We start from the raw sequence: 24,221 nt of genomic DNA on the forward strand, positions 1-24,221 counted from the left end.
TGCCTGACGCTCAGCGGCGGGAGGTTGCAATCGCCACGGCGGGTTGCGATATAATGCCGAACGTTTTTTTGTTAACTCACAGGATCTTATGGAACGCTTTCTGGAAAATGCTATGTATGCCTCACGCTGGTTGTTGGCGCCGGTTTATTTTGGTCTTTCGCTCGGGCTGATTGCGCTGTCGATCAAATTTTTTCAGGAGATTTTCCACATACTGCCGCACATCTTCAGCGTGGGCGAGTCGGAGCTGATTCTGACGCTGCTGTCGCTGGTCGATATGACGCTGGTAGGCGGTCTGCTGGTGATGGTGATGTTCTCCGGCTACGAAAATTTTGTCTCCCAGCTGGATATCAATGAAGGTAAAGAAAAGCTCAGCTGGCTGGGCAAAATGGATGCCACCTCCCTGAAAAATAAAGTGGCGGCGTCGATTGTTGCAATCTCCTCTATCCATCTGCTGCGGGTGTTTATGGACGCGAAAAACGTACCGGACAACAAGCTGATGTGGTACGTCATTATCCACCTGACCTTTGTGCTGTCGGCGTTTGTGATGGGCTATCTCGATCGTCTGACCAAGGGCAAGCACTAATACACTAGCCCGCCGGCGCAGAGCCGCCGGGCAGGTGACTTATTTATCCGACGAGGTTTGCCATAAATTGAGCTGACCATCCGCGACGTGCTGGTCAATCTGCGACAGCTCTTCTGCGCTAAACGTCAGATTTTTTAGCGCCTGTACGTTCTCCTCCAGCTGCTGTGGGCGGCTGGCGCCAATCAGCACCGACGTGACCCGACGATCCTTCAGCAGCCAGCTCAGCGCCATTTGCGCCATACTCTGCCCGCGGCTGTGGGCCATCTCCTGCAGTAAGCGCAGGCTGTTCAGATTTGACTCACTGAGCATATTTTCCGTCAGCCCGCGCGCTCTTTTCCCTTCGTAGAACATCCGCGAACCCTCCGGGATCTGCTGTAGATATTTACCGGTCAGCAGGCCCTGCGCCAGCGGCGTAAAGGCGATACAGCCGACGCCGTTCTCCTCCAGCGTATCCAGCAGTCCGCTGGTATCGACCCAGCGGTTGAGCAGGTTATAAGACGGCTGGTGAATAAGCAGCGGGATCTTCCAGTCGCGCAAAAGTGCGGCCATTTGCTGCGTTCGTTCCGGCGAATAGGAGGAGATACCGACATACAAGGCTTTACCGCTCTGTACCGCCTGCGCCAGGGCTGCGGCAGTCTCTTCCATCGGCGTATTTTCATCGACGCGATGCGAATAGAAAATATCGACGTAATCCAGTCCCATCCGCTGCAGGCTCTGGTCGAGGCTGGCGAGCAGATATTTTCGCGAACTACCGTTGCCATAGGGGCCTGGCCACATGGAATAGCCTGCTTTCGTCGCCACAATCAGCTCGTCGCGGTAGGCGGCAAAATCCTCGCGCAGCAGGCGGCCAAAGTTTTCCTCCGCGCTGCCGGGCGGCGGCCCGTAGTTATTCGCCAGATCGAAATGGGTAATGCCCAGGTCAAAGGCCTTGCGTAGCAGGGCGCGTTGGTCATCCAGCGCGTGACCGTGACTAAAGTTGTGCCACAGTCCCAACGACAAAAGGGGCAACTGCAGGCCGCTTTTACCGCAGTAGCGGTACTGCATGCAATCGTAGCGGGTGGCGTCAGCTAACCAGGACATGTTCTCTCCTTATAAATTAAAACGTCGTTTCCATTTTAACTGGTATGGCACGCCGGCAGCGTTTGCTGGATCACAATGCGTAAGATTGCTGGCGTCACCGCGCGCTTATGCTTTGCTTAAAGGGGGTTAATTTCCGGAGAAGAGATGATGACGCGACTGACGGCGAAAGATTTTCCGCAAGAGCTGCTGGAGTACTACGACTATTACGCGCACGGCAAAATCAGCAAGAGGGAGTTTTTACAACTGGCCGGGAAGTACGCCGTCGGTGGCATGACCGCCCTGGCGCTGTTTAATCTGCTGAAACCCAACTATGCGCTTGCCGGGCAGGTCTCGTTTACCGACCCGGATATTCATGCGGAATATATTCGCTATCCTTCTCCCGAGGGGCACGGAGAGGTGCGCGGGTATCTGGTGGCGCCGACGAAATCAAGCGTAAAACCGGCGTCGGTGATCGTCGTGCATGAGAATCGCGGGCTGAATCCCTATATCGAAGATGTCGCCCGGCGAGTGGCCAAAGCCGGTTACATCGCGCTGGCACCGGATGGCCTGAGTTCGGTGGGCGGCTATCCCGGCAATGACGACGAAGGGAGAGAGCTTCAGCAGAAAGTCGATCCGCAGAAGCTGATGAACGACTTTTTTGCCGCCGTCGCCTTTATGGAAAAACATCCGCAGGCGAGCGGCAAAGTGGGAATAACCGGTTTTTGTTACGGCGGCGGTGTGTGTAATGCTGCCGCCGTGGCGATCCCGGAACTGGCCTGCGCAGTGCCGTTTTATGGCCGCCAGCCGCCGATCGCGGATGTCGATAAAATCCATGCGCCGCTGCTGCTGCACTATGCGGAGCTGGATAAGCCCATCACGGACGGCTGGCCCGCCTATGAACAGGCGCTGAAGGCGCAGCATAAAGTGTTCGAGGCCTATATCTATCCTCAGGTGAACCACGGTTTTCACAACGACTCCACGCCGCGTTATGACCGCGCCGCCGCTGAGCTCGCCTGGCAGCGAACGCTGGCGTGGTTTGCCAAATATCTCGGCTAAAAAGGGCGGAAATAGCGCTGGCACTCGCTCAAAAAATCGCTATATAATTTTGTATATAACGATTGAGGGGGGAAAGCGATGGATAACCATTTTGGCAAAGGTTTAATGGCGGGACTGAAGGCTTCTCAGGCTGAAAGCGCCAGCAACGCAGCCGGTTTTTGCGCGGATTATAAACGTGGGTTTGTCCTCGGTTATTCTCAGCGTATGTTTGAAAAAACCGGCGATCGTCAGCTTAGCGCCTGGGAGGCCGGGATCCTCACCCGCCGCTATGGCCTGGACAGAAACATGGTCATGGATTTCTTCAGGGAAGGGCATTCCTGTACCGCCATGCGTTACTTTATGGCGGGATACCGGCTGGAAAGTTAACTACCGAAGGCCGAAGCCTCCGGTAGAGGAGGCGTTATGCCTGGCGTTTGTCTTCGGTCAGGGTATCGAAGTCGCTGGCGCTGTGGCGTTCATGCAGCTGCTCGTTAAGCGGGCCGTTGGTCCGGTTGACGATACGCCCGCGTTTGACTGCCGGACGATTGGCGATGTCCTGCGCCCAGCGCAGGACGTTTTTATAGCTGCCGGCGTCAAGGAATTCCGCGGCGTTATACACCCCACCGAGCACCACATTGCCGTACCACGGCCAGATAGCCATATCGGCGATAGTGTACTCTTCCCCGGAAACATAGCGATTGCGGGCGAGCTGTTTATCCAGCACGTCGAGCTGACGTTTGGCCTCCATCGTGAAGCGGTCAATCGCATACTCGATTTTCACCGGCGCATAGTTAAAGAAGTGGCCAAAACCGCCGCCGAGGAACGGGGCTGCGCCCTGTAACCAGAACAGCCAGTTAAGGGTTTCGGTCCGCCCGGCGGGATCTTTAGGCAGGAAGAAACCAAACTTCTCAGCGAGGTACAGCAGGATGCTGCCGGACTCAAATACGCGCGTCGGCGGGGTGGTGGAGTGGTCGCTCAGTGCGGGAATTTTTGAGTTGGGGTTTACCTCAACAAAACCGCTGGAGAACTGATCGCCTTCACCAATGCGAATCAGCCAGGCATCGTATTCCGCGCCGCTCACGCCGAGCGCCAGCAGCTCTTCCAGCAGGATGGTCACCTTCTGGCCGTTGGGCGTGCCCAGGGAGTAGAGCTGCAGCGGATGTGAGCCGACCGGTAGCGTTTTTTCATGGGTTGCGCCGGAGACGGGACGGTTGATGTTGGCGAACGCGCCGCCGTTGTTTTGCTTCCACTCCCACACTTTAGGTGGTTGGTAGTTATTCTCTGACATGAGGACCTGCCTTTTTAGTGAGCCGTTGAGGGAGTGTAGCAGGAGATACTAAGCAGGTTTAACAGTGTGAGGCTTATTGGCCCCGGCCAGCGTCGCGCAACCGGGGCGAGGAGGACTCAGGCCATAATCCGCGCGGCCCATACGCTGATATCGTCGCTGCTGCCAAGGTCCGGCTGCACCAGACCGTTGACCATAAAGGTAGGCGAGACATGAATACCGTTCTGTCGCGCGTATTTGCAATGCCATTTAATTTCAGCCTGCAGCTCAGGGCGGGCGAAGGCCGTCGAGAGCAGAACCTGGCTATAGCGCTCAATGCGCTGGATTATCTGCTGCGGCGTGGTCTCCATATTCGGCCCGCTGCAATGGTCGGTAAATTCAAACTCTTCGCGATGGTCGGCGACGGCTTTTAACACCCTGTGCGCCTGCTCTCTGCCGTGCGGGAGCGTCGAGGCGGCAAGAATGCAGCGCACGATGACGCCGGAGAAAAGATGCCACGGCTGCGACTGCAGGCGAATCTTGATGGTCACATTATCCGCGCCGACTTCGTCCAGTAGCTCGTCGAGCTTATTGAACGCCCGGACGGAAAACGGGCAGGTTGGCTCAAGGAACACCTCAAAAGTGCGTGGGCCGTGGCCCCAGACCAGCGGTTGAGCCTGCAGATGCGGTTGTGCGCTCATAATCAACTCCTGACGTTGTCTCATTCTTCGTTATGATTCCCTGAATCACCCGGCTGTTGTCGACGGCAAAGCAACCTGAACTATTTCGGGGAGATATTACAAATAACGATATCACTTTTACCCAAAGGCGCCGGGTTATTTTCCTGCCGGGCACGATCGCTGAATCCAATGAGTGGTATCATCATTTCACCTCTGTCTGGTAAGTGCCTGTGGCAGGATAAGAAGAGGGAGTTTTGTTCCGCCAACTGCCCGGGCTGCATTAATTTGAGGTCAGGCTAATGAGCAAAGGATCGACAAGTAGTGATGCCCCTTTTGGTACATTGTTGGGCTACGCGCCGGGGGGCGTAGCAATTTATTCATCGAATTACAGCAGTTTAAATCCGCGCGACTATCCGGATGACGCGACGTTCCGCAGTTATATCGGCAATGAGTATATGGGGCACAAATGGCAGTGCGTTGAATTTGCGCGCCGCTTTTTGTTTCTCACCTACGGCTTTGTCTTTACCGATGTCGGCATGGCCTATGAAATCTTCTCCCTGCGTTTTCTGCGTGAAGTGGTCAATGACAATATTCTGCCGCTGCAGGCTTTCGCAAACGGCGCCCGCCGTCCGCCGATGGCCGGCTCGCTGCTGATATGGCAGAAAGGTGGTGAGTTCAAGCATACCGGCCATGTTGCGGTGATTACGCAGCTGGTAGGCAATAAGGTTCGCATCGCCGAGCAAAACGTGATTCACGCTCCGCTGCCGCAGGGCCAGCAATGGACTCGCGAATTAACGCTGGAAGTGAAAGACGGTTTCTACACCATCAAAGATACCTTTGCCGATACGGAAATATTAGGCTGGATGATTCAGACCGCCGATACCGAGCACAGCCTGCCGCAGCCGGTGCTGCCGGGTGAAGCGATGGCGATTCAGGGCGCGAGATTGCCGAATAAAGGTCAGTTCCGCGGTAACTGGCTGAACGAGAAAGATTCGCTGCAGAAAGCCTACGTGGCCGCCAACGGTCACTTCATCAATCAAGATCCCTATCAATACTTCACCATTACCGAAAGCGCCGAGCAGGAGCTGATCAAAGCGACCAACGAGCTGCATTTGATGTACCTGCACGCCACCGATAAGGTGATGAAAGATGACAATCTGCTGGCGCTGTTTGATATCCCTAAAATTCTCTGGCCGCGCCTGCGCCTGTCGTGGCAGCGACGCCGTCATCATATGATTACCGGCCGCATGGATTTCTGTATGGATGAGCGCGGGCTGAAGGTCTATGAATACAACGCCGACTCCGCCTCTTGTCATACCGAAGGCGGGCTGATCCTCGAACAGTGGTTGAAACAGGGCTACTACGGCAGCGGACACAACCCGGCGGAGAATCTGCTTGATGAGCTGGCGGGTGCCTGGAAACACAGCCGCGCCCGTCCTTTCGTGCATATCATGCAGGACAAGGATCTGGAGGAGAACTACCACGCGCTGTTCATCCAGCGCTCGCTCACGCAGGCGGGATTTGAAAGTAAGATCCTCTTTGGCCTTGATGAATTGCACTGGGATGCCGCCGGGCAGCTGATCGACGGCGACGGGCGTCTGGTGAACTGCGTCTGGAAAACCTGGGCCTGGGAAACCGCCATCGAGCAGGTGCGTGAAGTCAGCGCCGATGAGTACGCCGCCGTGCCGATCCGTACCGGACATCCACAAAACGAGGTGCGGCTGATCGACGTACTGCTGCGTCCGGAAGTGCTGGTCTTCGAACCGCTGTGGACGGTGATCCCCGGTAACAAGGCCATTCTGCCGGTACTGTGGTCGCTGTTCCCGAACCACCGCTATTTGCTGGATACCGATTTTGTGGTCAACGAGGAGCTGGCGAAAACCGGTTACGCGGTGAAACCTATCTCTGGCCGCTGCGGCAACAACATCGATTTGATTGGTCCGAAAGACGAAGTGCTGGATAAAACCAGCGGGCAGTTTGTCGATCGTAAAAATATTTACCAGCAGCTCTGGTGCCTGCCGAAAGTGGATGGTAAATACATTCAGGTATGTACGTTTACCGTCGGCGGCAACTACGGCGGTACTTGTCTGCGCGGCGATGATTCGCTGGTGGTCAAAAAAGAGAGTGATATCGAACCGTTAATTGTGCTGAAAGACAGCGACGGCCGGTAGCCGGCAGCCCGGGCAGCGCCGTAAACGGCCTGTCCGGGCAACAAATCCTGCAAACACGATAAGTCACAAAGACAACAACAAGACAGAAAAGGAAAATAATATGCACGACAGGCGACTCGCCGTCCGCGCGGGTGAACTTAAGCCCTCCGCCGTCCGCGAACTTCTGAAGCACAGTAAACTGCCCGGCGTTATCTCTCTGGGCGGCGGGATCCCGGCTCCGGAGCTGTTTGATACCGAAGGTCTGAATCTGGCTGTGCAACAGGTGATGAGCGGGCGCTTCAACGATGCATTTCAGTATGGCTTGACCGAAGGCTACCCGCCGCTGCGTCAGGCCGTGAGCGAACTGTGTCAGGCGCGCGGCGTTGACTGCCAGGCCAGCCATGTTTATATCACCTCCGGTTCTCAGCAATCGTTAGATATTGTAGCCCGTACGCTGCTCGATCCGGGCGATGCGATTGTGGTTGAGCGCCCGACCTACCTGGCGGCGCTGCAGGTATTCCAGTTGGCGCAGGCCAATATTCTCAGCGTGGATACCGACGATAACGGGATGCTGGTCGAACAGCTGGCCGACCTGCTGGAAACGACCCGCGTCAAAGCGGTTTATCTGGTGCCCACCTTCGGCAACCCCGGCGGAAAAACCCTGAGCGAAGATCGCCGTCGCCGCCTGGTGGCGCTGGCGAAACAGCATGATTTTGTCATCATCGAAGATGACCCCTATGGCGAAATCAGCTTTACCGATGAAGTTCGCCGTCCGCTGTATCAGCACGCGGTTGAGCTGGGCTGTGAAGATCAGGTGGTCTACACCTCCACCTTCTCCAAAATTCTTGCGCCGGGGATGCGTATCGGCTGGATTGTGATGCCGGACTGGCTGGCGCAGCAGACGGTGATCGTTAAGCAGGCGGCGGATCTGCATACCAACATGCTGTCGCAGGTGATCACGGCGGAATATCTGGCGATGAATCGCCTGGATAGCCAGATCGCGCTGATCCGTGAGGATTATCGTAAGAAGTGTGTGGCGCTGGCGGATGCGCTGGAGTCGCGACTCGGGGAGCACATTGCATTCAGCCGACCAAAAGGCGGGATGTTCCTGTGGGCTCACTTCCGCTATTCGTTCGATACCATGGAATGGATGAAGAAAACGCTGGCAAACGGCGTGGTGTTTGTCCCTGGCGAAGCGTTCTATCACGATAATCCGGATACCCGTACGCTGCGTCTGTCCTACTCTACGGTCTCGGAAGAGGGGCTGATGACGGCCGTGGAGCGTCTGGCGAAATCGCTGTAGCGATATAAATAACTCCGCGCCGCCGGGCGGCACGGAGTGTTAATCTGGTTTAGTCGCTTTCGGCGATGCGGTCATCGAGCCAAATCAGCATCAGTGAGGAGAGAAATGCAACGCCGAGTGTGCCAATAAATAGCCACATAAAGAATACCTCAGAGGTTTTTTATTATTTTTCTGCTTTGACCGGTGAGTGCTTGTTTCTGTTGATCATCGTGACTTTAGTCGCGGACTGGGAGGTGGCGAGCGTGAAGAAATCATCAGCATCAATATCAAAATTCAGCACGATTTCCCTGTATTTCCCGCAGTGAATTAACTCTTTCGCTTCTTGCATACTACTTGCTGTTATTGTCGGCATCGTCTTATCTCGTGTGAAAACTGGTTAGCAAAGTAAGAGCTTGTGCATATCAGATCAACTCTTTTTTATCGCCGCCGGTAAGATCTGTTTTCCTTATTTTTAAAAGGGAAAAGCGCGGGCAGAATACCATTGCGGGACAGGGCCTCGCCATTGCCGTGCGGCCGGTGAATTCAAAAGAAGCGTTAACGCTGTTTTTCGCTCATCAGCTGGCGGCAGCGCTGCTGATCCTGAGCAATGCTCTCTTGTTCTTGTTGGCTGAGCTGCAGCCAGGTCTGACGCATACGTTCGCCAAGCGCCGGGATATAGTGGTTTTTGTGCAGCGCGTAATCGGCATTGCCGCCTTCGACAATATTTTCCATATCGCGCAGAAACGCCTGGCTATCCCGGTGGTCGATGACACAGAAAACCGAACGGTACCAGGCAATCTCTTCTTCGGAGTAGCGGGGCGTGAACCACCAGACAAGCAGCGCAATGAGCGCCAGCAGCGGAATGACAAAAGGTAATTTCTTCAGCATGGCGTGGTCAGGGAGAGGAAACAGGGGCGTAGTGTACCTGCTGCACAAACGGAATGTCATCCCGGAGGTTATTTTTACCTCCGGGCGAGCGGGTCAGGTGCCGTTAGCGCGGTTATTCGCTAACGGCAAAAGAGCTACAGCAGACCCACCTCTTTTGCGGTCCGATCGATAGCGCGTTTGGTCTTCTCGACCAGTTCATCCAGTTCGCTGTGGCTGGCAATCAGCGCGGGAGCCATAATCATACGCCCCAGGGTTGAGCGGATAATGACCCCCTCTTCAAAGCCGATAGTCCGGCAGCGCCAGGCCAGATCGTTTTCATTGGCAAAGCGTTTGCGGGTCGACTTATCTTCGGCGAACTGCAGAGCGGCCACTAGGCCTGCGCCCTGGATTTCACCAATCATCGGGTGGTGGCTAAACACCTCACGCAGCGTTTTTTGCAGATATGGGCCGGTGTCGTCACGTACGGTGGTGACCCGGTTTTCATCGCGCAGCGCTTTCAGGTTAGCAATGGCAACGGCCGCAGCGACGGGGTGGCCGGAATAGGTCAAACCGTGGGCAAATACGCCGCCTTTCTCAACCAGCACCTCGGCCATCCGTTTGCTCAGCACCAGGCCGCCCATCGGAACATAGCCGGAGGTCAGCCCTTTAGCGATGGAGAGCGTATCCGGTTCAAAGCCAAAATACTGGTGCGCAAACCATTCGCCGGTTCTGCCAAAGCCGCCAATCACCTCATCGGCGCACAGCAGCACGTCGTATTGGCGACAAATACGCTGAATCTCCGGCCAGTAGCTCTCCGGCGGGAAGATCATCCCGCCGGCGCCCTGGAACGGTTCGGCGATAAAGCCCGCGACGTTCTCCGCGCCGAGCTCGAGGATCTTCTCTTCCAGCTGGCGGGCGCAGCGCAGGCCAAACTCCTGCGGCGTCAGGTTGCCGCCGTGCATATACCAGTAGGGCTCATCAATATGCGCCACGTCGGGGATCATCCCCCCCATGGCGTGCATAGCTTTCATGCCCCCGAGCGCGCTGGCGGCGAGGGTAGAGCCGTGGTAGCCGTTCCAGCGGCCAATCATCACCTTTTTCAGCGGTTTACCGAGTATCTGCCAGTAGCGACGCACGGTGCGGATCAGCACTTCATTCGATTCAGAACCGGAGTTGGTGTAAATGGCGTGGCTGTAGTGCCCGGGCAGCAGGCTGAAAAGCAGTTCGGACAGCTCAATCACCGTCGGGTGCGTGGTGTGGAAGAACATATTGTAATAGGGCAGCTTCGCGAACTGCGCTGCCGCGGCATCGGCCAGATCCTGGCGGCTGTAGCCCAGCTGGGTACACCACAGTCCCGACATACCGTCCAGATACTTGTTGCCGTCATTGTCCCAGAGGTACAGGCCTTCGCCGCGTACCATGACGCGCGGTCCTTCAGCGTTCAGCGCTTTCTGGTCGAGAAACGCGTGGATATGGTGTGCGGCATCCCCGCTTTGATACTCGGTGGTGGATCGCGTCGGGTGAATAGGGTAAGTCATGTTATCTCTCCTGTAAGCGGAATCAGTGCAAGGCGAGGCCGCTGCCTGCTAGCGAAACTGGAACCAGGTCGTTTTAAGGGTGGTGAATTTGTCGAAGGCATGCAGCGACAAATCCCGACCAAAACCAGACTGTTTATTGCCGCCAAACGGCACGGTGACGTCCAGCGCATCCACGGTATTGACCGACACCGTGCCGGCGTTAAGCCGTCCGGCAACGCGGTGCGCGCGGTGCAGGTCGTCTGTCCAGATCGACGCGGCGAGGGCATAAATATGGTTATTAGCCAGCTGGATGGCCTGCTGTTCATCATCAAAGGGGATAGCGGCAAGCACCGGGCCGAAAATTTCATCTTTCCACAGCGACATCTCTTCGTTCACCCCATCCAGCAGCGTGGGCTGAACGTAGTTGGCGATCCCTTCAATCTCGACCTCACGGCCGCCGGTCAGCACGCGTGCACCTTCCTGTTGGGCCGAACGGATCGCGCGTATGACCTTTTGCGCATGCGCTGCGCTGACCATCGCGCCCATTTTGGCCGTCGGATCAAAGGGGTGAGACGGTGCCCAGGCTTCCATTTTGGCCTGTACCCGGGTGATAAAGTCGGCATAAATCGCGCGTTCTACCAGCAGCCGTGAGTTGGCGGAGCACACTTCGCCCTGGTTAAAACAGATACCGAAAGCGGCTTTCTCCGCCGCCAGGTCGAGATCCTGGCAGTCAGCAAAGACGATGTTGGCGCTTTTACCGCCGCACTCCAGCCAGACCTGTTTCAGGTTTGACTGCGCGGAGTAGGTCATGAAGGCCTTGCCGACCGCGGTCGAACCGGTAAAGGTGATGACATCAATATCGTTATGCAGCCCAAGCGCGGCGCCCGTTTCTGTGCCGAGACCGGTGACGACGTTCAGTACGCCTGGCGGGAGACCCGCCTCGAGCGCCAGTTCACCCAGACGCAGCGCCGAAAAAGGCGAATTTTCTGAGGGTTTGAGGATCACGCTGTTCCCGGCGGCCAGCGCCGGCCCGAGTTTCCAGCAGGCGAGATCGAGCGGAAAGTTCCACGGTACGATTGCCGCCACCACGCCGACCGCTTCACGAGTGAGGGTGGCGAGCGACCCTTTACGCGTGGGGGCGACCTCGGCGTAAATTTTATCGACGCTTTCGGCGTACCAGGCCATGACGTGCGCCGCGCCGGGAATATCCATATTCAGCGCATCGTTGACCGGTTTCCCCATGCTCGCACTTTCAAGCAGCGCCAGCTCTTCACGGTGTTCGAGAATCAGCGCGGAGAGCCTGAGCAGCACGGTTTTACGTTCCTGCGGCGGCAGACCGGACCAGACGCCGGAGGCGAAGCTGGCGCGGGATGATTTTACTGCAATATCAATATCGTCAGCTTGCAGCGCCGTCACCGCGGCGAGCACGCTATTGGTCGCCGGGTTGATGGCCGGGAAGACTTTACGGCTGATGGCGAGGTAGGGACGACCATCGACGATCGCGTGGCTGATAAAGCGTTGCTCCCGCAGTTTGTCCTGCCAGAAATTTCTATCACACATACCAGACATGCGCCTCTCCCTTGATATGTTGCTTGTTTGTTATTGATTTGTTGCTATTGATTCATGATGCAGGAGGAGGCAGCGACGAGAAAGGACTAAAAATCTAGGTAACCTCTATAAAAAACGTAGCTAGTCCCGGGGAGGGGATAATTCTCAGGGGCGCGCGGGGCGGTTATTTCTGTGACGGCATTCATAAAAATCACGCGGGTTATTTTTTAATGGTTTGTATTTAAAAGGATATTATTTTTATGCTTCGGTTTTTTGAGCACAGCTGCTGCTGTCTTTTAAATATATTAAATATTGTTTGATTTAATAACAGGTAATGAAAAAAAGATGAATGACCCTTATTCCTTGCGATCTGAGGCCGCGGGCCTGTCGTTGGCTCGCAGCTTTCCTGCGCTTTGTCTGTTAATTTTCTGTAAAAATACGACCCGCGTCGGATTGTTGATCTTTTTCCGCTGGCGGGGTTGCGGGCGACGGGGAGCATCGTTTAAAGCTATTTAGCTTATCTCTCTGAGAATAAAAAATAAGGTGTCCCATGCCCCATTTCACCCTGAAGCAGCTCAAATACTTTGTTGCCGTTGTCGAAGCAGAGAGTATTGCGGAAGCCTCCAGACAGTTACATATCGCCCAGCCGTCAATTTCCATTGCGGTGAAAACCCTGGAAGATATGTTTGAACAGCAGTTTTTTATTCGCCACCACGCGCAAGGGGTGTCGATGACCCCCAGCGGGCAACGCTTTTATGAAAAGGCGAAGGAGCTGCTGCGGCTTTCGTATCAGTTTGAGCAAAATTCAAAAGCGGATAATGAACTGGTCTCCGGCATTATTTCACTAGGCTGTTTTGAAACGGCGGCGCCGCTCTATTTACCTTCGCTGATTGCCGGATTTAAAAAGATCTATCCCGATATCACCCTCAAAATTTGCGATGGTGAGCAGCATGAAATTACGCACGGTCTGCACCGCGGGCGTTTCGATCTGGCGTTTCTCTACGATCTTGAGCTGGATACCGCGATTCACACCGAAAGCCTCAATGCACCGCAGAAGCCTTATGCTCTGCTGCCGGCACATCATCCGCTGGCGCAGCGAGCGACAGTGAAACTCTCCGAGCTCAATAACCTGCCGATGGTCCTGTTGGACGTGGTGCCAAGTCGAAACTATTTCATCAGTATTTTCAAAGATAAAGGGTATAACCCTCAGGTTGCCTACAGCTCGCCGTCTATTGAGATGGTGCGCTGCATGGTCGGCCAGGGGCTGGGTTTTTCCGTGCTGGTAACCCGCCCGGTTTCCGACATGACCTACGATGGCCAGCAGGTGCGCTGCGTGGAAATTCAGGACGAGATGGCGAACTCCACGCTGGTGATGGCGCACCTGCGCAGTAGCGAGCCGACCAAACCGACTAAACTGTTTATGGAATATTGTCGCCATGCGGTACTCAGCCCGGCGGACATTGATGCGCGGGTGGCGTAAATTCAGCGAAGAATAAGAGACGGCTCGTACTATTGCGGGCCGGGTCACTCTCTGACGGTGATATTAAATATAAAAAAACGAGTCTCTGAATATATTTTTTATAGGCTTGATGGCTTGCGATTTCTTTTTTATGAATAATTGGCTGCTCGCCGGATTATCTTTTACCGTTAATCTCCCGCAAATAATACTTTTATTCATTAGATTCAAGATGCTGCGCTCTGCATCACTATTTTATTCTCAGGTTCTAAATTTATAATAATTTACCTGCTTGTTACGGTTTATTAACCTCGGTCCTGCGCAGTGGTTTATTCCTGGCGATTGAACACCATTCGAAGGACACATTTATGACCGTAGAAAAAACGAACATTGATACGTTGATTGTTGGCGGGGGTCAGGCCGGTATTGCCATGAGTGAGCATCTGACGAAGCTGGGGATCTCACATCTGGTTATCGAGAAAAACCGCATCGCTGAAGCCTGGCGAAGCGGGCGTTGGGACTCGCTGGTGGCGAATGGTCCGGCGTGGCACGACCGTTTCCCGGGGATGGAATTTAAAGGGGGGAATCCCGATAGCTTCATTCCCAAAGACGATGTGGCGGAATACTTTGAAGATTACGTCAGGGCCTTCAATCTGCCGGTGCGTACCGGCGTTGAAGTTAAAAGCGCGGTTCGCAACAGCGGACGACCGGGGTTTACCATTGAGACCACGGAGGGCGTTATTGAAGCCCAGCGTATTGTTGCCGCGACCGGGCCGTTTCAAAAACCGGTTATTCCACCGATTGCGCCAAAAGAGAGCAGCCTTCATCAAATCCACTCCGCCCGATACTACAACCCGCAGCAGCTTCCTGAGGGCGCCGTGCTGGTCGTTGGCGCGGGCTCTTCCGGCGTGCAAATTGCCGACGAGCTTCAGCGTGCCGGCCGCCGGGTCTATTTATCCGTCGGCGCGCATGACCGCCCGCCGCGCGCATATCGCAACCGGGACTTCTGCTGGTGGCTGGGGGTGCTGGGCATGTGGGACGCCCCCGCCAGCGCGCCGGGCAAAGAGCATGTCACTATCGCAGTCAGCGGCGCCCATGGCGGGCACACCGTGGACTTCCGCGAGTTGGCGCATCGCGGCATCACCCTGGTCGGGTTGACGAAAGCCTTTGAATCCGGGATGGCGACCTTCCAGCCGGATCTGTGCGACAACATTCGTCGCGGGGATGAGAACTACCTGGCGCTGCTGGATGCCGCAGATGCCTACATCGCGGCCAATGGCCTGGATCTACCGGAAGAACCTGCCGCCCGCGAGTTTTTACCTGATCCGCCGTGCATGACTTCGCCGATCCTCTCCCTGAATCTCGCGGAGGCGGGGATCGCCACCATTATCTGGGCGACCGGCTACGCGGTGGATTACAGCTGGCTCAACGTGAATGCTTTTAATGAGCAACGCCGTCCGCAGCATCAACGCGGCGTCTCCAGCGAACCCGGGGTCTATTTTCTCGGATTGCCGTGGCTGTCGCGCCGGGGGTCAACCTTCATCTGGGGCGTCTGGCATGACGCAAAACACATTGCTGACCATATTGCCACTCAGCGTAAGTACAGCCAGTACCAGGCCGCCGATCGGCGCTGAACGTTCGCCCACTAGACAGGATAAACAAGATGCCAACGCATACCCGTATTCGCATGTTTAATACCAAAGAGACTTACCCTAATCAGAGCCTGGATAACGATTTATGCCAGGCGGTTCGCGCCGGGAATACCGTCTACGTGCGCGGTCAGGTGGGAACCGATTTTGCCGGTAACCTGGTCGGATTGGGCGACCCGCAGGCTCAGGCCGAGCAGGCGATGAAAAACGTCAAACAGCTGCTGGAAGAGGCCGGAAGCGACCTGTCGCACATCGTGAAAACCACGACCTATATCATTGACCCGCGTTATCGTGAGCCGGTGTATCAGGAGGTGGGTAAATGGCTGAAGGGGGTGTTCCCGATCTCCACGGGGCTGGTGATTTCAGCGCTGGCGCAGCCGCAATGGCTGATGGAGATCGATGTGATTGCCGTCATTCCCGATGATTTCGTGAAGTAAGGAGCGACGATGACCTTTTCTATCGCAGCATATTGCCCGGAAAGCGGGCAGTTTGGTATTGCGCTCAGCTCCTCCAGCATTGCCGTCGGCGCCCGCTGTCCCTGGCTACAGGCCGGGGTGGGGGCGGTATCCAGTCAGAACATCACGTTACCGGCGCTGGGTCAGCTGGCGTTAGCGCAACTGGAACAGGGATTCGCGCCGGACATCGCGTTGCGCAGGGCGCTGGCGGAGGACGATTTTAGCCGCTACCGGCAGATCATCGCCATCGACGCCAACGGACAAACCGCCGCCTTCAGCGGCGATAAAACCCTTGGTATTTATCATGTTGCCGAAGGAGAAAACTGCATTGCCGCTGGAAATATGCTGGCCAGCACGGCGGTTATTGAGGCAATGGTGACGGGTTTTCAGCAGAGCGAAGGCGAAATGGCGCTGCGCCTGATGGCCGCGCTACAGGCCGGTCTGGCCTGCGGCGGTGAGGCCGGCCCGGTTCACTCTGCGGCGGTGAAGGTTGTGGATGACTATTCGTGGCCGCTGGTGGATTTGCGTATTGACTGGAGCGAGGAGGATCCCATTGGCGAGCTGGCCGCGCTCTGGCAGGCCTATGAGCCGCAGATGCAGGCCTATATCACGCGCGCGCTCGACCCGCGGGAGGCCCCCAGTTACGGAGTACCGGGCGATGAATAATGAGGTGAAGTCGATACTGGCAACGCTGCTGGCTTTTGATACCACCAGTCGCGAATCCAATCTCGAGATGATCGATTACATAAACCGCTTTCTGAGCGGTTTTGGCATTGAATGCCGGCTGTTCTACGATGACGACGGCAAAAAAGCCAATCTTTACGCCCGCCTGGGGCCACCGGGGCCGGGGGGCGTAATGCTCTCCGGCCATACCGATGTGGTTCCGGTTGACGGCCAGCGCTGGACGGTTCCTCCTTTTGCACTCACCCTCCGCGATGGCCTGTGCTACGGGCGCGGCAGCACCGACATGAAGGGCTTTATCGCCTGCGTGCTGGCCTCTGTTCCCGCCTTCCTCGCACAGCCGTTAAGCATGCCTCTGCACCTGGCCTTTTCCTATGATGAGGAGGTGGGATGTCTCGGCGTCCGCAGTCTGGTGAACCATCTTAAAGCCTCAAAGGATAAGCCCGCCCTGTGCATTATCGGTGAGCCGACGGAGATGCGCCCGGTCTACGGCCATAAAGGCAAACTAGCCATGCGCTGCCATATTCACGGTAAGGCCTGCCATTCGGCCTATGCCCCCGATGGCGTGAATGCCATTGAGTATGCGGCGAAGCTGATTACCCGCTTAGGCGTACTGGGTGAAAAGCTGGCGCTCAGGCAGGATGCGCGTTTCGACCCGCCGTACAGTACCGTTCAGGTGGGGCTGATTACGGGCGGCGCGGCGCTCAATATTGTGCCTGAGCGCTGCCAGTTCGATTTTGAAATCCGCCATTTGCCGGATGTGTCGCTCGACGAGACGCTCACCGGGCTGCAGGCGTATGCCAACGATGAACTGGTGCAGGCGATGCGCGCGGTGGCGGCGGAGGCAACGATCCGCTTTCAGCCGCTCAGCCAGTATCCCGGTCTGCTGAGCGATCCGCAGTCGGCCTTTGCCGGTTGGCTGGCGCAATGGGCGGGAAATGATACCTTCTCCACCGTCGCCTTTGGCACGGAAGGTGGGCTGTTTGACGAAGCGGGCGTGGCAACGCTGATTTGTGGGCCGGGAAGTATGGAGCAGGGACACAAGCCGGATGAATTTATTGCTCTGAGCCAGCTGGATCAATGTCTGGCGATGCTGGATAACCTGCGCCACTGGATGGCGGCCTCCTGAATCTTTTGCGCCCGGACCCGGGCGCATTTCCACAATCCTCTTTTCCCGCATTTTTTCCGTTATCTCTTTTCGCTGCGGCCGTTCTTTATTTCGCCACGGTCTTTTTCTGCTGCCCGCGGCGGAATAAAAAAAGCTCCGGAACCTGTCCGGAGCTAAATGATGACTGAGGGAATATATTGCTTTAAATTTTCTCTTTCGCAAAGGCCATCTTTTTGACCGTCTTCGCTCTGGAGAGGTAATAATAGACAGGAGAAACGACCAGCAAACCAATAATCCATGATAAATCTGCCCCGCCAAATGACAGCGCAACAGGTCCGGTATAGATCGCCGTCGACATAAACGGCACTTCCACGGCGATTCCCAGTAAATAGCAGAAAATAGCCGTGGCATTAAAATAACCGTAGATTCCGCCATCGCGTTTAAAGAAGGACTCAACCTCATATTCGCCATGGGCGACCAGGTAGTAATCCACCAGATTAATCGCCGTCCACGGCACCAGCACATATAACAGCACGGTAATAAAGTTGGTGTAGATTAATAAAAAGTTTTCCTGACCATAGATCGCCAGCGATATTTCGAGAATCATCGTGAGGATGGCGGTGATTATTCTGGCGCGGGCCATCGGCGACCAGCCATCAATAAAAGTCTGGCCCAGGGTCAAGGTGCAGAGAACTCCGCAGTACAACATCATGGAGTTTGTGGCGGCGATCCCCAGCGCCAGTACCACAATGACTACGGCGCCCATTCCGCCGGTTAGATCGATAATGCCCTGAATAATATCATCATTACTAATACAGACAGCCACCAGCACGCCGAGGACCATCGGCAGGTAGGAGCCTAAAATGCAGCCAAAATAGCTGGCATAAAAAACGCTTTTATCGTTGGTGCTGTAGGGCATATAGCGTGAATAGTCAGAGACATAGGGGGCATAGGCCAGCTGCCACAGCGCCGCAATGGATACCGCGCCGAGGAAGCCAACCTTGTTGAAGCCGCCGCGATCGAGGAAATCGACCGGCAGGCCGTGCACAAACACGATCCACAGAAATGTGGCAGCCAGCACAATACCGGAAATCCACGACATAATTCTGGCGTAGGAGTGGATGATTTTATAGCCAAAGATGGTGGCGAATAAACTGAGTGCCCCGACGACAATAATCCCGACGTCGGAGTTCATCGGCTTATAGATAGCGTGCATTGACTGCCCGCCTAATACCAGGCTGGAGGCAGTAAATCCGATATACATTAATACCACGATCGATACCACCAGTACCGAGCCGTAGGAGCCAAACTGCCCCTTAGTTTGCACCATTTGCGGCACGCCGAGCCTCGGGCCCTGCGCCGAATGCAATGCCATAAAAAGACCGCCAACCAGGCTGCCGATAAGCAGGGCAATAACGGACCAGAAAAAAGAAAGGTGGAAAATGGTCACCGACATGGCACCGGTGATCACGGTTAATAACATGATATTCGAGCCGAACCAAATGGTAAAAAGATCGCCGGGTTTACCGTGCCGCATATTAAGAGGAATAGGTCTTATAGTATTACTTTCGAGGTTTTCAACGTGAACGGATTGAGGTTTAGTCATGGTGCTCTCTCATCACTGTAGGGCTAAATCAGCGTTAGATGGATATTCCAATGAGGAGTACAGCTAATCTACTCATCATAACATTTCGTTTACTATTGTCACAATCTCGTATCATTTTGGAAATTATTAAAAATGTCGAACGTCGATATAAAAAAAATGCTTTACCTGCATCCGCCATCCTGAATCAACGCGCTGAATAAACCGTCAAATCTATTTTTTAGCGATTTATGCTGCTTTAATTGGGATTTAATAATTAACCCGCTGGAAGGCTATTTTCAGGCAGATAAAACTCCGTGGCGGTGGCCATTGCCTGGAATGATTGGTTGTACCGTCGAATGAGAAAGGCCTGATAAATATGTGGAAAATCGATCGCGCCAATATTAAGCAATGATATTTATACGGGAATACCACTTACACCCTGGAAATCAGTCTGTTACACCATGGTGTGCGATGATTGAGGTGTTGAAAGGATGGCGAAACGGAATATATTGCGCGCAGCACTGCACCATGAAGTGCATTTATCGGGAGTGTGCAGTAGATCAATATTTACAACACGGAGTGTTCTCTTTTCTCTTTATCTTGTCGTGAATGTCGCTGCTGAAAACGGCCGTCATCCCCGGTGTAATAGCCGGGGATGACGGCCTCTGCCCGGGCAGAGGCTGACGGTGCTCTCGCGGTCAGTAGCCGACGGTGTACACCCGGCCGCTCTGTATCCCTTCCACGCTGCGGCGATAGGCCTGGGCAACGGCGGCGGCAGGGACGCTGGCGAAGCCGGGGAAGAAACCGTCATACGCGGCGAGCGACTCCGTTAATACGGTGGGGCTTATCAGGTTGATACGGATCCCGCGCGGCAGTTCGCAGGCGGCGGCGCGGACAAAGCCCTCCAGCCCGGCATTCACCGTTGTGGCGTTGACGCCCTGGGCAATCGGTTCATGGGCCACAATGCCGCTGATAAGTGTAATCGAACCGCCTTCATTGAGATAATGCTGCCCGGTTAGCGCCAGGCGGATTTGCCCCAGCAGTTTGTCCTGCAGGCCCTGGTTGAAATCCCGGTCCGTCATGGACGCCAGCGGGCCAAAGAACAGATTGCCGGTGGCCGAGACAATCGCATCGACCCGGCCGACAGTTTCAAACAGGGCTTCGACGCTCGGCTGAGAGGTTATATCCACCTGAAGATCGCCCTGAGTGCGACCTACGCGAATGACTTGATGTTGACGGCTCAGTTCTTCGGCGACGGCGCGCCCGACGGTACCGCTGGCACCAATAACGACGATTTTCATGGCTGACTCCTGATCGGTTGTGAGCCTCTATTCTTTAATGAAACAGTTATCGGATAAACTGGCTAAAAGTTAGATGATTACTAACCAGAGGTTTGTAATATGGATAAGCTACGCGGAATGGAGACATTTATTGCCGTGGTGGAGTGCGGCAGTTTTACCGACGCGGCATCGCGGCTGGAGATGTCGGCGGTGATGGTCGGCAAATATATCGCCCTGACGGAGCGAGAGCTGGGCACCCGACTGCTTGAGCGCAACACCCGGCGCCAGAGTCTGACCGATGCCGGGCGCGTCTATTATGAAGAGGCCAAACGGGTACTTGAACAGGTTGCGATTGCCGAAAGCTCGGTCGAACGATTGCGACTGGCGCCGGCCGGGACGCTGCGCATCAGCGCGCCGACCTCTTTTGGCGCCTGCGTGATTGCGCCGCTGACCGCCTCCTTTTTACAGGCGTGGCCGGATGTTCGCATCGAACTGGATCTGACTAACCGGATGGTCGATCTCGTCGATGAGGGCTTCGATCTGGCGATCCGTATTGGTGATATTCACCACACCGATCTGGTGGCGAAATATCTCTGTCCATATCGGATGGTGATTTGCGCCGCGCCCGCTTACCTGGCTCGTCACGGCACGCCAGTCGTACCGGCGGATTTAGTCGATCACCTTTGCCTGTCCCATACGGTGTGGACGGCGCGTAATGAGTGGACATTGCCGGGGGCGCAAGACGCGGTGCGCTGGAAGCGCGATGCGATTCTGCGCTGCAATGATGGTTACGGCCTGCGCATGGCGGCGATAGCCGGCGCCGGGCTGCTGCTCCAGCCTGAGGTCTTACTGAGCGAGGCGCTGGCCAGCGGCAAACTGGTGCGCGTGCTGGAGGCCTATACCCCGCATCCGCGCCCGGTACATTTACTCTGGCGGCAGGATCTTCGCCCGCTGCCGAAGCTGACCCGCTTCGTAGAGCATGTGCTGAAAGAGGGAAAAGGCTATTTATGAACGACGGTTAGCGGGCCGGCTATTTTAAGGTCGTTCGGGCGAACGCTGGCGCACCCGCGTGCGGCCTGTCAGGATTCCGTAGACCCGCGCCACAAAACGTTCCTTCTCCTAAACCACCGTTGACAGACATCGGCATACATCAGGCAAATCCACACTACGCCATGAAAATCTGCTGGCCTGCCGTGACCAGCATGATTCCGGCGGCGGATTTCTTGTTCAGTCACGTAATGCGTGCTGCCAGTCGGCGATCAGATCCTGCGGATCTTCAATCCCGACGGAGAGACGGATCAACTGAGGCGTGATGCCATTGGCCAGCCGTTGTTCCAGCGGAATTGAAGCATGGGTCATGCTGAACGGTTGGCTGACCAGGCTCTCCACGCCCCCCAGACTCTCTGCCAGAGTAAACAGCTTCAACCTGCTGATGACCTGCTGCGCATAGATATCATCGCCTTTCACCACCACTGAAATCATCCCGCCCGGCAGCGCCATCTGCCGGCGCGCCAGCTGATGATGGGGATGCGATGCCAGCCACGGGAACCAGACTTTTTCCACCTGCGGCTGCTGTTCAAGCCATTCGGCGAGGGCCAGCGCATTGCTGCTGTGACGTTCCATACGCAGCGCGAGAGTCCGGATACCGCGAAGCGTCAGGAAGCTGCTGAACGGGTCAAGTACGCCGCCCAGCGCATTTTGCAGATAGCCCAGCTTCTCCGCCAGTTCGCGATTGTCACCGACGACCGCCAGCCCGGCGACAACGTCGGAGTGGCCGTTCAGGTATTTGGTCGCCGAATGGACCACGATATCGAAGCCCAGCTCGAGGGGGCGGTGGATGACCGGCGAAGCAAAGGTGTTATCGGTGACGCTGATAATATTGTGCCGACGGGCAATCGCCGCGATAGCGCTGAGATCCGCCAGCTTCAGCAGCGGGTTGGTCGGGGTTTCAACCCAGATCATGCGTGTATCCGGCTGGATAGCGGCTTCAAGAGCGACCAGATCGTCGGGTTTGACCCAGCTTACCCGCAGCCCCGCGCTGTGACGGCGGACGTTCTCAAGCAGGCGCCAGGTCCCGCCGTAGACATCATCGACGGCCACCAGATGGCTGTCTTTATCCAGCAGCTCAAGGACGGTGGAAATCGCCGCCAGCCCTGAAGCAAACGCGTAGCCGCGGCTGCCGCTCTCCAGCTCGGCAATCGCCGTCTCCAGCGCGTGGCGGGTCGGGTTGCCGCTGCGTGAATACTCATAGCCGGTATGCTGCCCCGGCGCGGGTTGGGCAAAGGTGGAGGTGGCGTAAATCGGCGGCATAACGGCGCCGTGCCCATCGTTAAAGACGCCGCTGTGTACGCTCAATGTATGTAAATTTTTCATCTTTCATCCTTAGTGTTCAAGTCGGTTGCGCCAGGTCGTCAGCACATCGCTGCGGGTGATGAGACCCAAAAAGCGTTCGTTGTCAGCGATAACGGCCACCAGGCCGCGATCGAAAATGGCTTTCAGTGCGCTTTCCGGCGCGTGTCTATCCAGCGTTTCTACGTTGCGGGTCATCGCCTCGCCAACGGGCAGTGAAAAGCGTCGGCTGTCGCCCTTGACGTGGCTGATCAGATCCCACTCATCGACGATGCCGACGACGCGGCCGTTTTCCAGCACCGGCAGCTGCGAAATGTCATACAGACGCATGCGCGCGAGAATGGCGGCGAGGGTGTCGTCCGGAGCGGCGGTAACGGTAGCCCCTTCATCGTGGCGTAGGGCGATAAAATCGGTTAAATCGCCGCGGGTCGGCCGGCTCAGTAGGCCCTGCTGACGCATCCAGTCGTCGTTAAACATTTTGGAGAGGTATTTGTTGCCGCTGTCGCAGGCGAAGGTGACCACGCGTTTAGCACTGGTCTGCGCCCGGCAATAGCGCAGCGCGGCGCTCAGTAAGGTGCCCGTTGACGAACCGGCAAGCACCCCCTCGGTTTGTAAAAGCTGTCTGGCGGTGGCGAACGCTTCGCCATCGCTGATGCGATAGGCCGTTCGGACGCCATCCAGATGGGCCAACGGCGGGATAAAATCTTCGCCAATCCCTTCGACCAGCCAGGAGCCTGTTTCACCGTAGCGCCCGGTTTCAACCTGGTCGGCAAGGATCGAGCCCGCCGGGTCAGCAAGAATAAATTGGGTTTTTGGTGAATGTCTGGCAAACCAGGCCTGCAGGCCGCCGAGGGTTCCCCCGGAGCCGACGCCGACGACGATGGCGTCGATATCGCCGTCCAGCTGATCGTATATTTCGGGCGCGGTAGTGGTGGCGTGCGCCAGCGGGTTGGCTTCGTTATTGAACTGGTCAATATAGAACGCGCCCGGGGTTTCCTCCGCCAGGCGGCGCGCATAATCCTGATAATAGGCGGGGTGGCCCTTATTCACATCCGAGCGGGTGAGGAGCACTTTGGCTCCCAGGGCGCGGAGATGGAAAATTTTCTCCCGGCTCATTTTGTCGGGAACCACCAGCGTCAGGGCGTAATTTTTTTGTGCGGCGATAAGCGCCAGTCCCAGACCGGTGTTACCCGCCGTCGCTTCAATAATGGTACCGCCGGGTTTTAATTTACCCAGCCGTTCCGCCTCGTTGATCATCGACAGAGCGACGCGGTCTTTGATCGACCCGCCGGGGTTCTGGTTTTCCAGCTTTAAAAACAGGCTGCAGGGGCCGGTATCCAGCTTATGCAGTTGAAGCAGGGGAGTGTGCCCAATAAGGTCGCTAATGGAGTGAAAGACTGACATAACTATTTGCCCATTCGTATCGAGATATTTGAATGGTAGGTCTGCAAAATTGGTATTTTAAAGAATATTTGTCCGGCATTAAGAGCGAAATGGAATATAAGATGCTTTTTAGCCGTCCGGAGGGAAAGCCTGTTAGCCGCCTGGGCGTGTTGATTTCCAGATAAGGCCTTTTTTGCCGTGTTTTTCACCGAATTATCGCTTTTCCGGCGGCGCTTATCTTTATTTCGGCAAAGGGTTGTCGAAAATATTCCATAGGCTGACAGGCATTG

Annotated in this window: 23 protein-coding genes; 12 read left to right on the top strand and 11 right to left on the bottom strand. The window is 55.8% G+C overall.

What is annotated here, in order from left to right:
* The first annotated feature begins 88 nt into the window (after window positions 1–88).
* The gene (locus AC236I_RS03525; RefSeq protein ID WP_004867699.1) at window positions 89–583 is read left to right on the top strand and encodes a TIGR00645 family protein; all 495 of its coding nucleotides are present in this window, start codon (window positions 89–91) and stop codon (window positions 581–583) included.
* Between the two features lie 39 nt (window positions 584–622).
* On the opposite strand, the gene mgrA is transcribed toward AC236I_RS03525, so the two are convergent.
* Window positions 623–1,663 (bottom strand): L-glyceraldehyde 3-phosphate reductase, encoded by a 1,041-nt coding sequence (mgrA, locus tag AC236I_RS03530; RefSeq protein ID WP_069476420.1) that lies wholly within the window; start codon window positions 1,661–1,663, stop codon window positions 623–625.
* 147 nt (window positions 1,664–1,810) lie between these two features.
* Here mgrA and yghX point away from each other — a divergent pair, with 147 nt between their 5' ends.
* Together yghX and AC236I_RS03540 are read left to right on the top strand one after the other, a co-directional pair.
* Window positions 1,811–2,698, top strand: coding sequence for a YghX family hydrolase (gene yghX, locus AC236I_RS03535; RefSeq protein ID WP_004867695.1), 888 nt, complete (start codon window positions 1,811–1,813; stop codon window positions 2,696–2,698).
* Window positions 2,699–2,776: 78 nt separating this feature from the next.
* Entirely contained in the window at window positions 2,777–3,064 is a 288-nt protein-coding gene (locus AC236I_RS03540) for a DUF2623 family protein (protein WP_004867692.1), read from the top strand.
* Between the two features lie 34 nt (window positions 3,065–3,098).
* On the opposite strand, the gene yghU is transcribed toward AC236I_RS03540, so the two are convergent.
* Entirely contained in the window at window positions 3,099–3,965 is an 867-nt protein-coding gene (gene yghU / locus AC236I_RS03545) for a glutathione-dependent disulfide-bond oxidoreductase (protein WP_004867689.1), read from the bottom strand.
* A 116-nt stretch (window positions 3,966–4,081) separates the two neighbouring features.
* Window positions 4,082–4,642 (bottom strand): DsbA family protein, encoded by a 561-nt coding sequence (locus AC236I_RS03550; protein WP_004867687.1) that lies wholly within the window; start codon window positions 4,640–4,642, stop codon window positions 4,082–4,084.
* Between the two features lie 95 nt (window positions 4,643–4,737).
* On the opposite strand from AC236I_RS03550, the gene AC236I_RS03555 reads away from it, so the two are divergent.
* The 3 genes from AC236I_RS03555 to AC236I_RS03565 all read left to right on the top strand — a co-directional run bounded on the left by AC236I_RS03555 (window position 4,738) and on the right by AC236I_RS03565 (window position 8,074).
* Window positions 4,738–4,845, top strand: coding sequence for a hypothetical protein (locus AC236I_RS03555; protein ID WP_308411950.1), 108 nt, complete (start codon window positions 4,738–4,740; stop codon window positions 4,843–4,845).
* A 75-nt stretch (window positions 4,846–4,920) separates the two neighbouring features.
* Window positions 4,921–6,792: a bifunctional glutathionylspermidine amidase/synthase gene (gene gss, locus AC236I_RS03560; protein ID WP_004867682.1), complete on the top strand. Its 1,872-nt coding sequence runs from the start codon at window positions 4,921–4,923 to the stop codon at window positions 6,790–6,792.
* Window positions 6,793–6,892: 100 nt separating this feature from the next.
* Window positions 6,893–8,074: an aminotransferase-like domain-containing protein gene (locus AC236I_RS03565; protein WP_004867678.1), complete on the top strand. Its 1,182-nt coding sequence runs from the start codon at window positions 6,893–6,895 to the stop codon at window positions 8,072–8,074.
* 163 nt (window positions 8,075–8,237) lie between these two features.
* Here the strand turns inward: AC236I_RS03565 and AC236I_RS03570 are convergent, their stop codons facing one another.
* The 4 genes from AC236I_RS03570 to AC236I_RS03585 all read right to left on the bottom strand — a co-directional run bounded on the left by AC236I_RS03570 (window position 8,238) and on the right by AC236I_RS03585 (window position 11,997).
* Window positions 8,238–8,426, bottom strand: a complete 189-nt coding sequence (locus tag AC236I_RS03570) for a hypothetical protein (RefSeq protein WP_004867674.1) — start codon at window positions 8,424–8,426, stop codon at window positions 8,238–8,240.
* Window positions 8,427–8,608: 182 nt separating this feature from the next.
* Window positions 8,609–8,941 (bottom strand): hypothetical protein, encoded by a 333-nt coding sequence (locus AC236I_RS03575; protein WP_004867671.1) that lies wholly within the window; start codon window positions 8,939–8,941, stop codon window positions 8,609–8,611.
* A gap of 134 nt (window positions 8,942–9,075) precedes the next feature.
* The gene (locus AC236I_RS03580) at window positions 9,076–10,458 is read right to left on the bottom strand and encodes an aspartate aminotransferase family protein (protein ID WP_487608690.1); all 1,383 of its coding nucleotides are present in this window, start codon (window positions 10,456–10,458) and stop codon (window positions 9,076–9,078) included.
* A gap of 48 nt (window positions 10,459–10,506) precedes the next feature.
* Window positions 10,507–11,997 (bottom strand): aldehyde dehydrogenase, encoded by a 1,491-nt coding sequence (locus AC236I_RS03585; RefSeq protein WP_407284694.1) that lies wholly within the window; start codon window positions 11,995–11,997, stop codon window positions 10,507–10,509.
* A gap of 538 nt (window positions 11,998–12,535) precedes the next feature.
* Between AC236I_RS03585 and AC236I_RS03590 the strand changes: the two genes are divergently transcribed.
* The 5 genes from AC236I_RS03590 (at window position 12,536) to argE (ending at window position 17,355) form a co-directional block, all read left to right on the top strand.
* Window positions 12,536–13,465 (top strand): LysR family transcriptional regulator, encoded by a 930-nt coding sequence (locus tag AC236I_RS03590; protein WP_032718254.1) that lies wholly within the window; start codon window positions 12,536–12,538, stop codon window positions 13,463–13,465.
* Window positions 13,466–13,809: 344 nt separating this feature from the next.
* The gene (locus tag AC236I_RS03595) at window positions 13,810–15,075 is read left to right on the top strand and encodes a flavin-containing monooxygenase (protein ID WP_004867662.1); all 1,266 of its coding nucleotides are present in this window, start codon (window positions 13,810–13,812) and stop codon (window positions 15,073–15,075) included.
* Between the two features lie 29 nt (window positions 15,076–15,104).
* Window positions 15,105–15,527 carry a RidA family protein gene (locus AC236I_RS03600; protein WP_004867660.1) on the top strand — a complete coding sequence of 141 codons (423 nt, stop codon included), beginning with the start codon at window positions 15,105–15,107 and terminating at the stop codon, window positions 15,525–15,527.
* 9 nt (window positions 15,528–15,536) lie between these two features.
* Window positions 15,537–16,211, top strand: a complete 675-nt coding sequence (locus AC236I_RS03605; protein WP_265796102.1) for a DUF1028 domain-containing protein — start codon at window positions 15,537–15,539, stop codon at window positions 16,209–16,211.
* Window positions 16,204–17,355 (top strand): acetylornithine deacetylase, encoded by a 1,152-nt coding sequence (gene argE, locus AC236I_RS03610; RefSeq protein WP_004867651.1) that lies wholly within the window; start codon window positions 16,204–16,206, stop codon window positions 17,353–17,355. The genes AC236I_RS03605 and argE overlap by 8 nt, the downstream gene beginning before the upstream one ends.
* A 181-nt stretch (window positions 17,356–17,536) precedes the next feature.
* Here the strand turns inward: argE and AC236I_RS03615 are convergent, their stop codons facing one another.
* Together AC236I_RS03615 and AC236I_RS03620 are read right to left on the bottom strand one after the other, a co-directional pair.
* Window positions 17,537–18,940 (bottom strand): purine-cytosine permease family protein, encoded by a 1,404-nt coding sequence (locus AC236I_RS03615; RefSeq protein WP_004867649.1) that lies wholly within the window; start codon window positions 18,938–18,940, stop codon window positions 17,537–17,539.
* Window positions 18,941–19,617: 677 nt separating this feature from the next.
* A complete protein-coding gene (locus tag AC236I_RS03620; RefSeq protein WP_004867646.1) occupies window positions 19,618–20,220 on the bottom strand; it encodes a short chain dehydrogenase in 603 nt (200 codons plus the stop codon).
* A gap of 99 nt (window positions 20,221–20,319) precedes the next feature.
* Here AC236I_RS03620 and AC236I_RS03625 point away from each other — a divergent pair, with 99 nt between their 5' ends.
* Entirely contained in the window at window positions 20,320–21,210 is an 891-nt protein-coding gene (locus AC236I_RS03625; RefSeq protein ID WP_004867642.1) for a LysR family transcriptional regulator, read from the top strand.
* A 216-nt stretch (window positions 21,211–21,426) separates the two neighbouring features.
* On the opposite strand, the gene AC236I_RS03630 is transcribed toward AC236I_RS03625, so the two are convergent.
* Both AC236I_RS03630 and AC236I_RS03635 read right to left on the bottom strand, forming a co-directional pair.
* Window positions 21,427–22,572, bottom strand: coding sequence for a trans-sulfuration enzyme family protein (locus tag AC236I_RS03630; protein WP_015585718.1), 1,146 nt, complete (start codon window positions 22,570–22,572; stop codon window positions 21,427–21,429).
* 9 nt (window positions 22,573–22,581) lie between these two features.
* On the bottom strand, window positions 22,582–23,958 hold the full coding sequence (locus AC236I_RS03635; protein ID WP_160873388.1) for a pyridoxal-phosphate dependent enzyme: 1,377 nt from the start codon (window positions 23,956–23,958) through the stop codon (window positions 22,582–22,584).
* Between the last annotated feature and the right edge of the window lie 263 nt (window positions 23,959–24,221).

The organism is Klebsiella sp. Sb-30 (assembly GCF_057652795.1).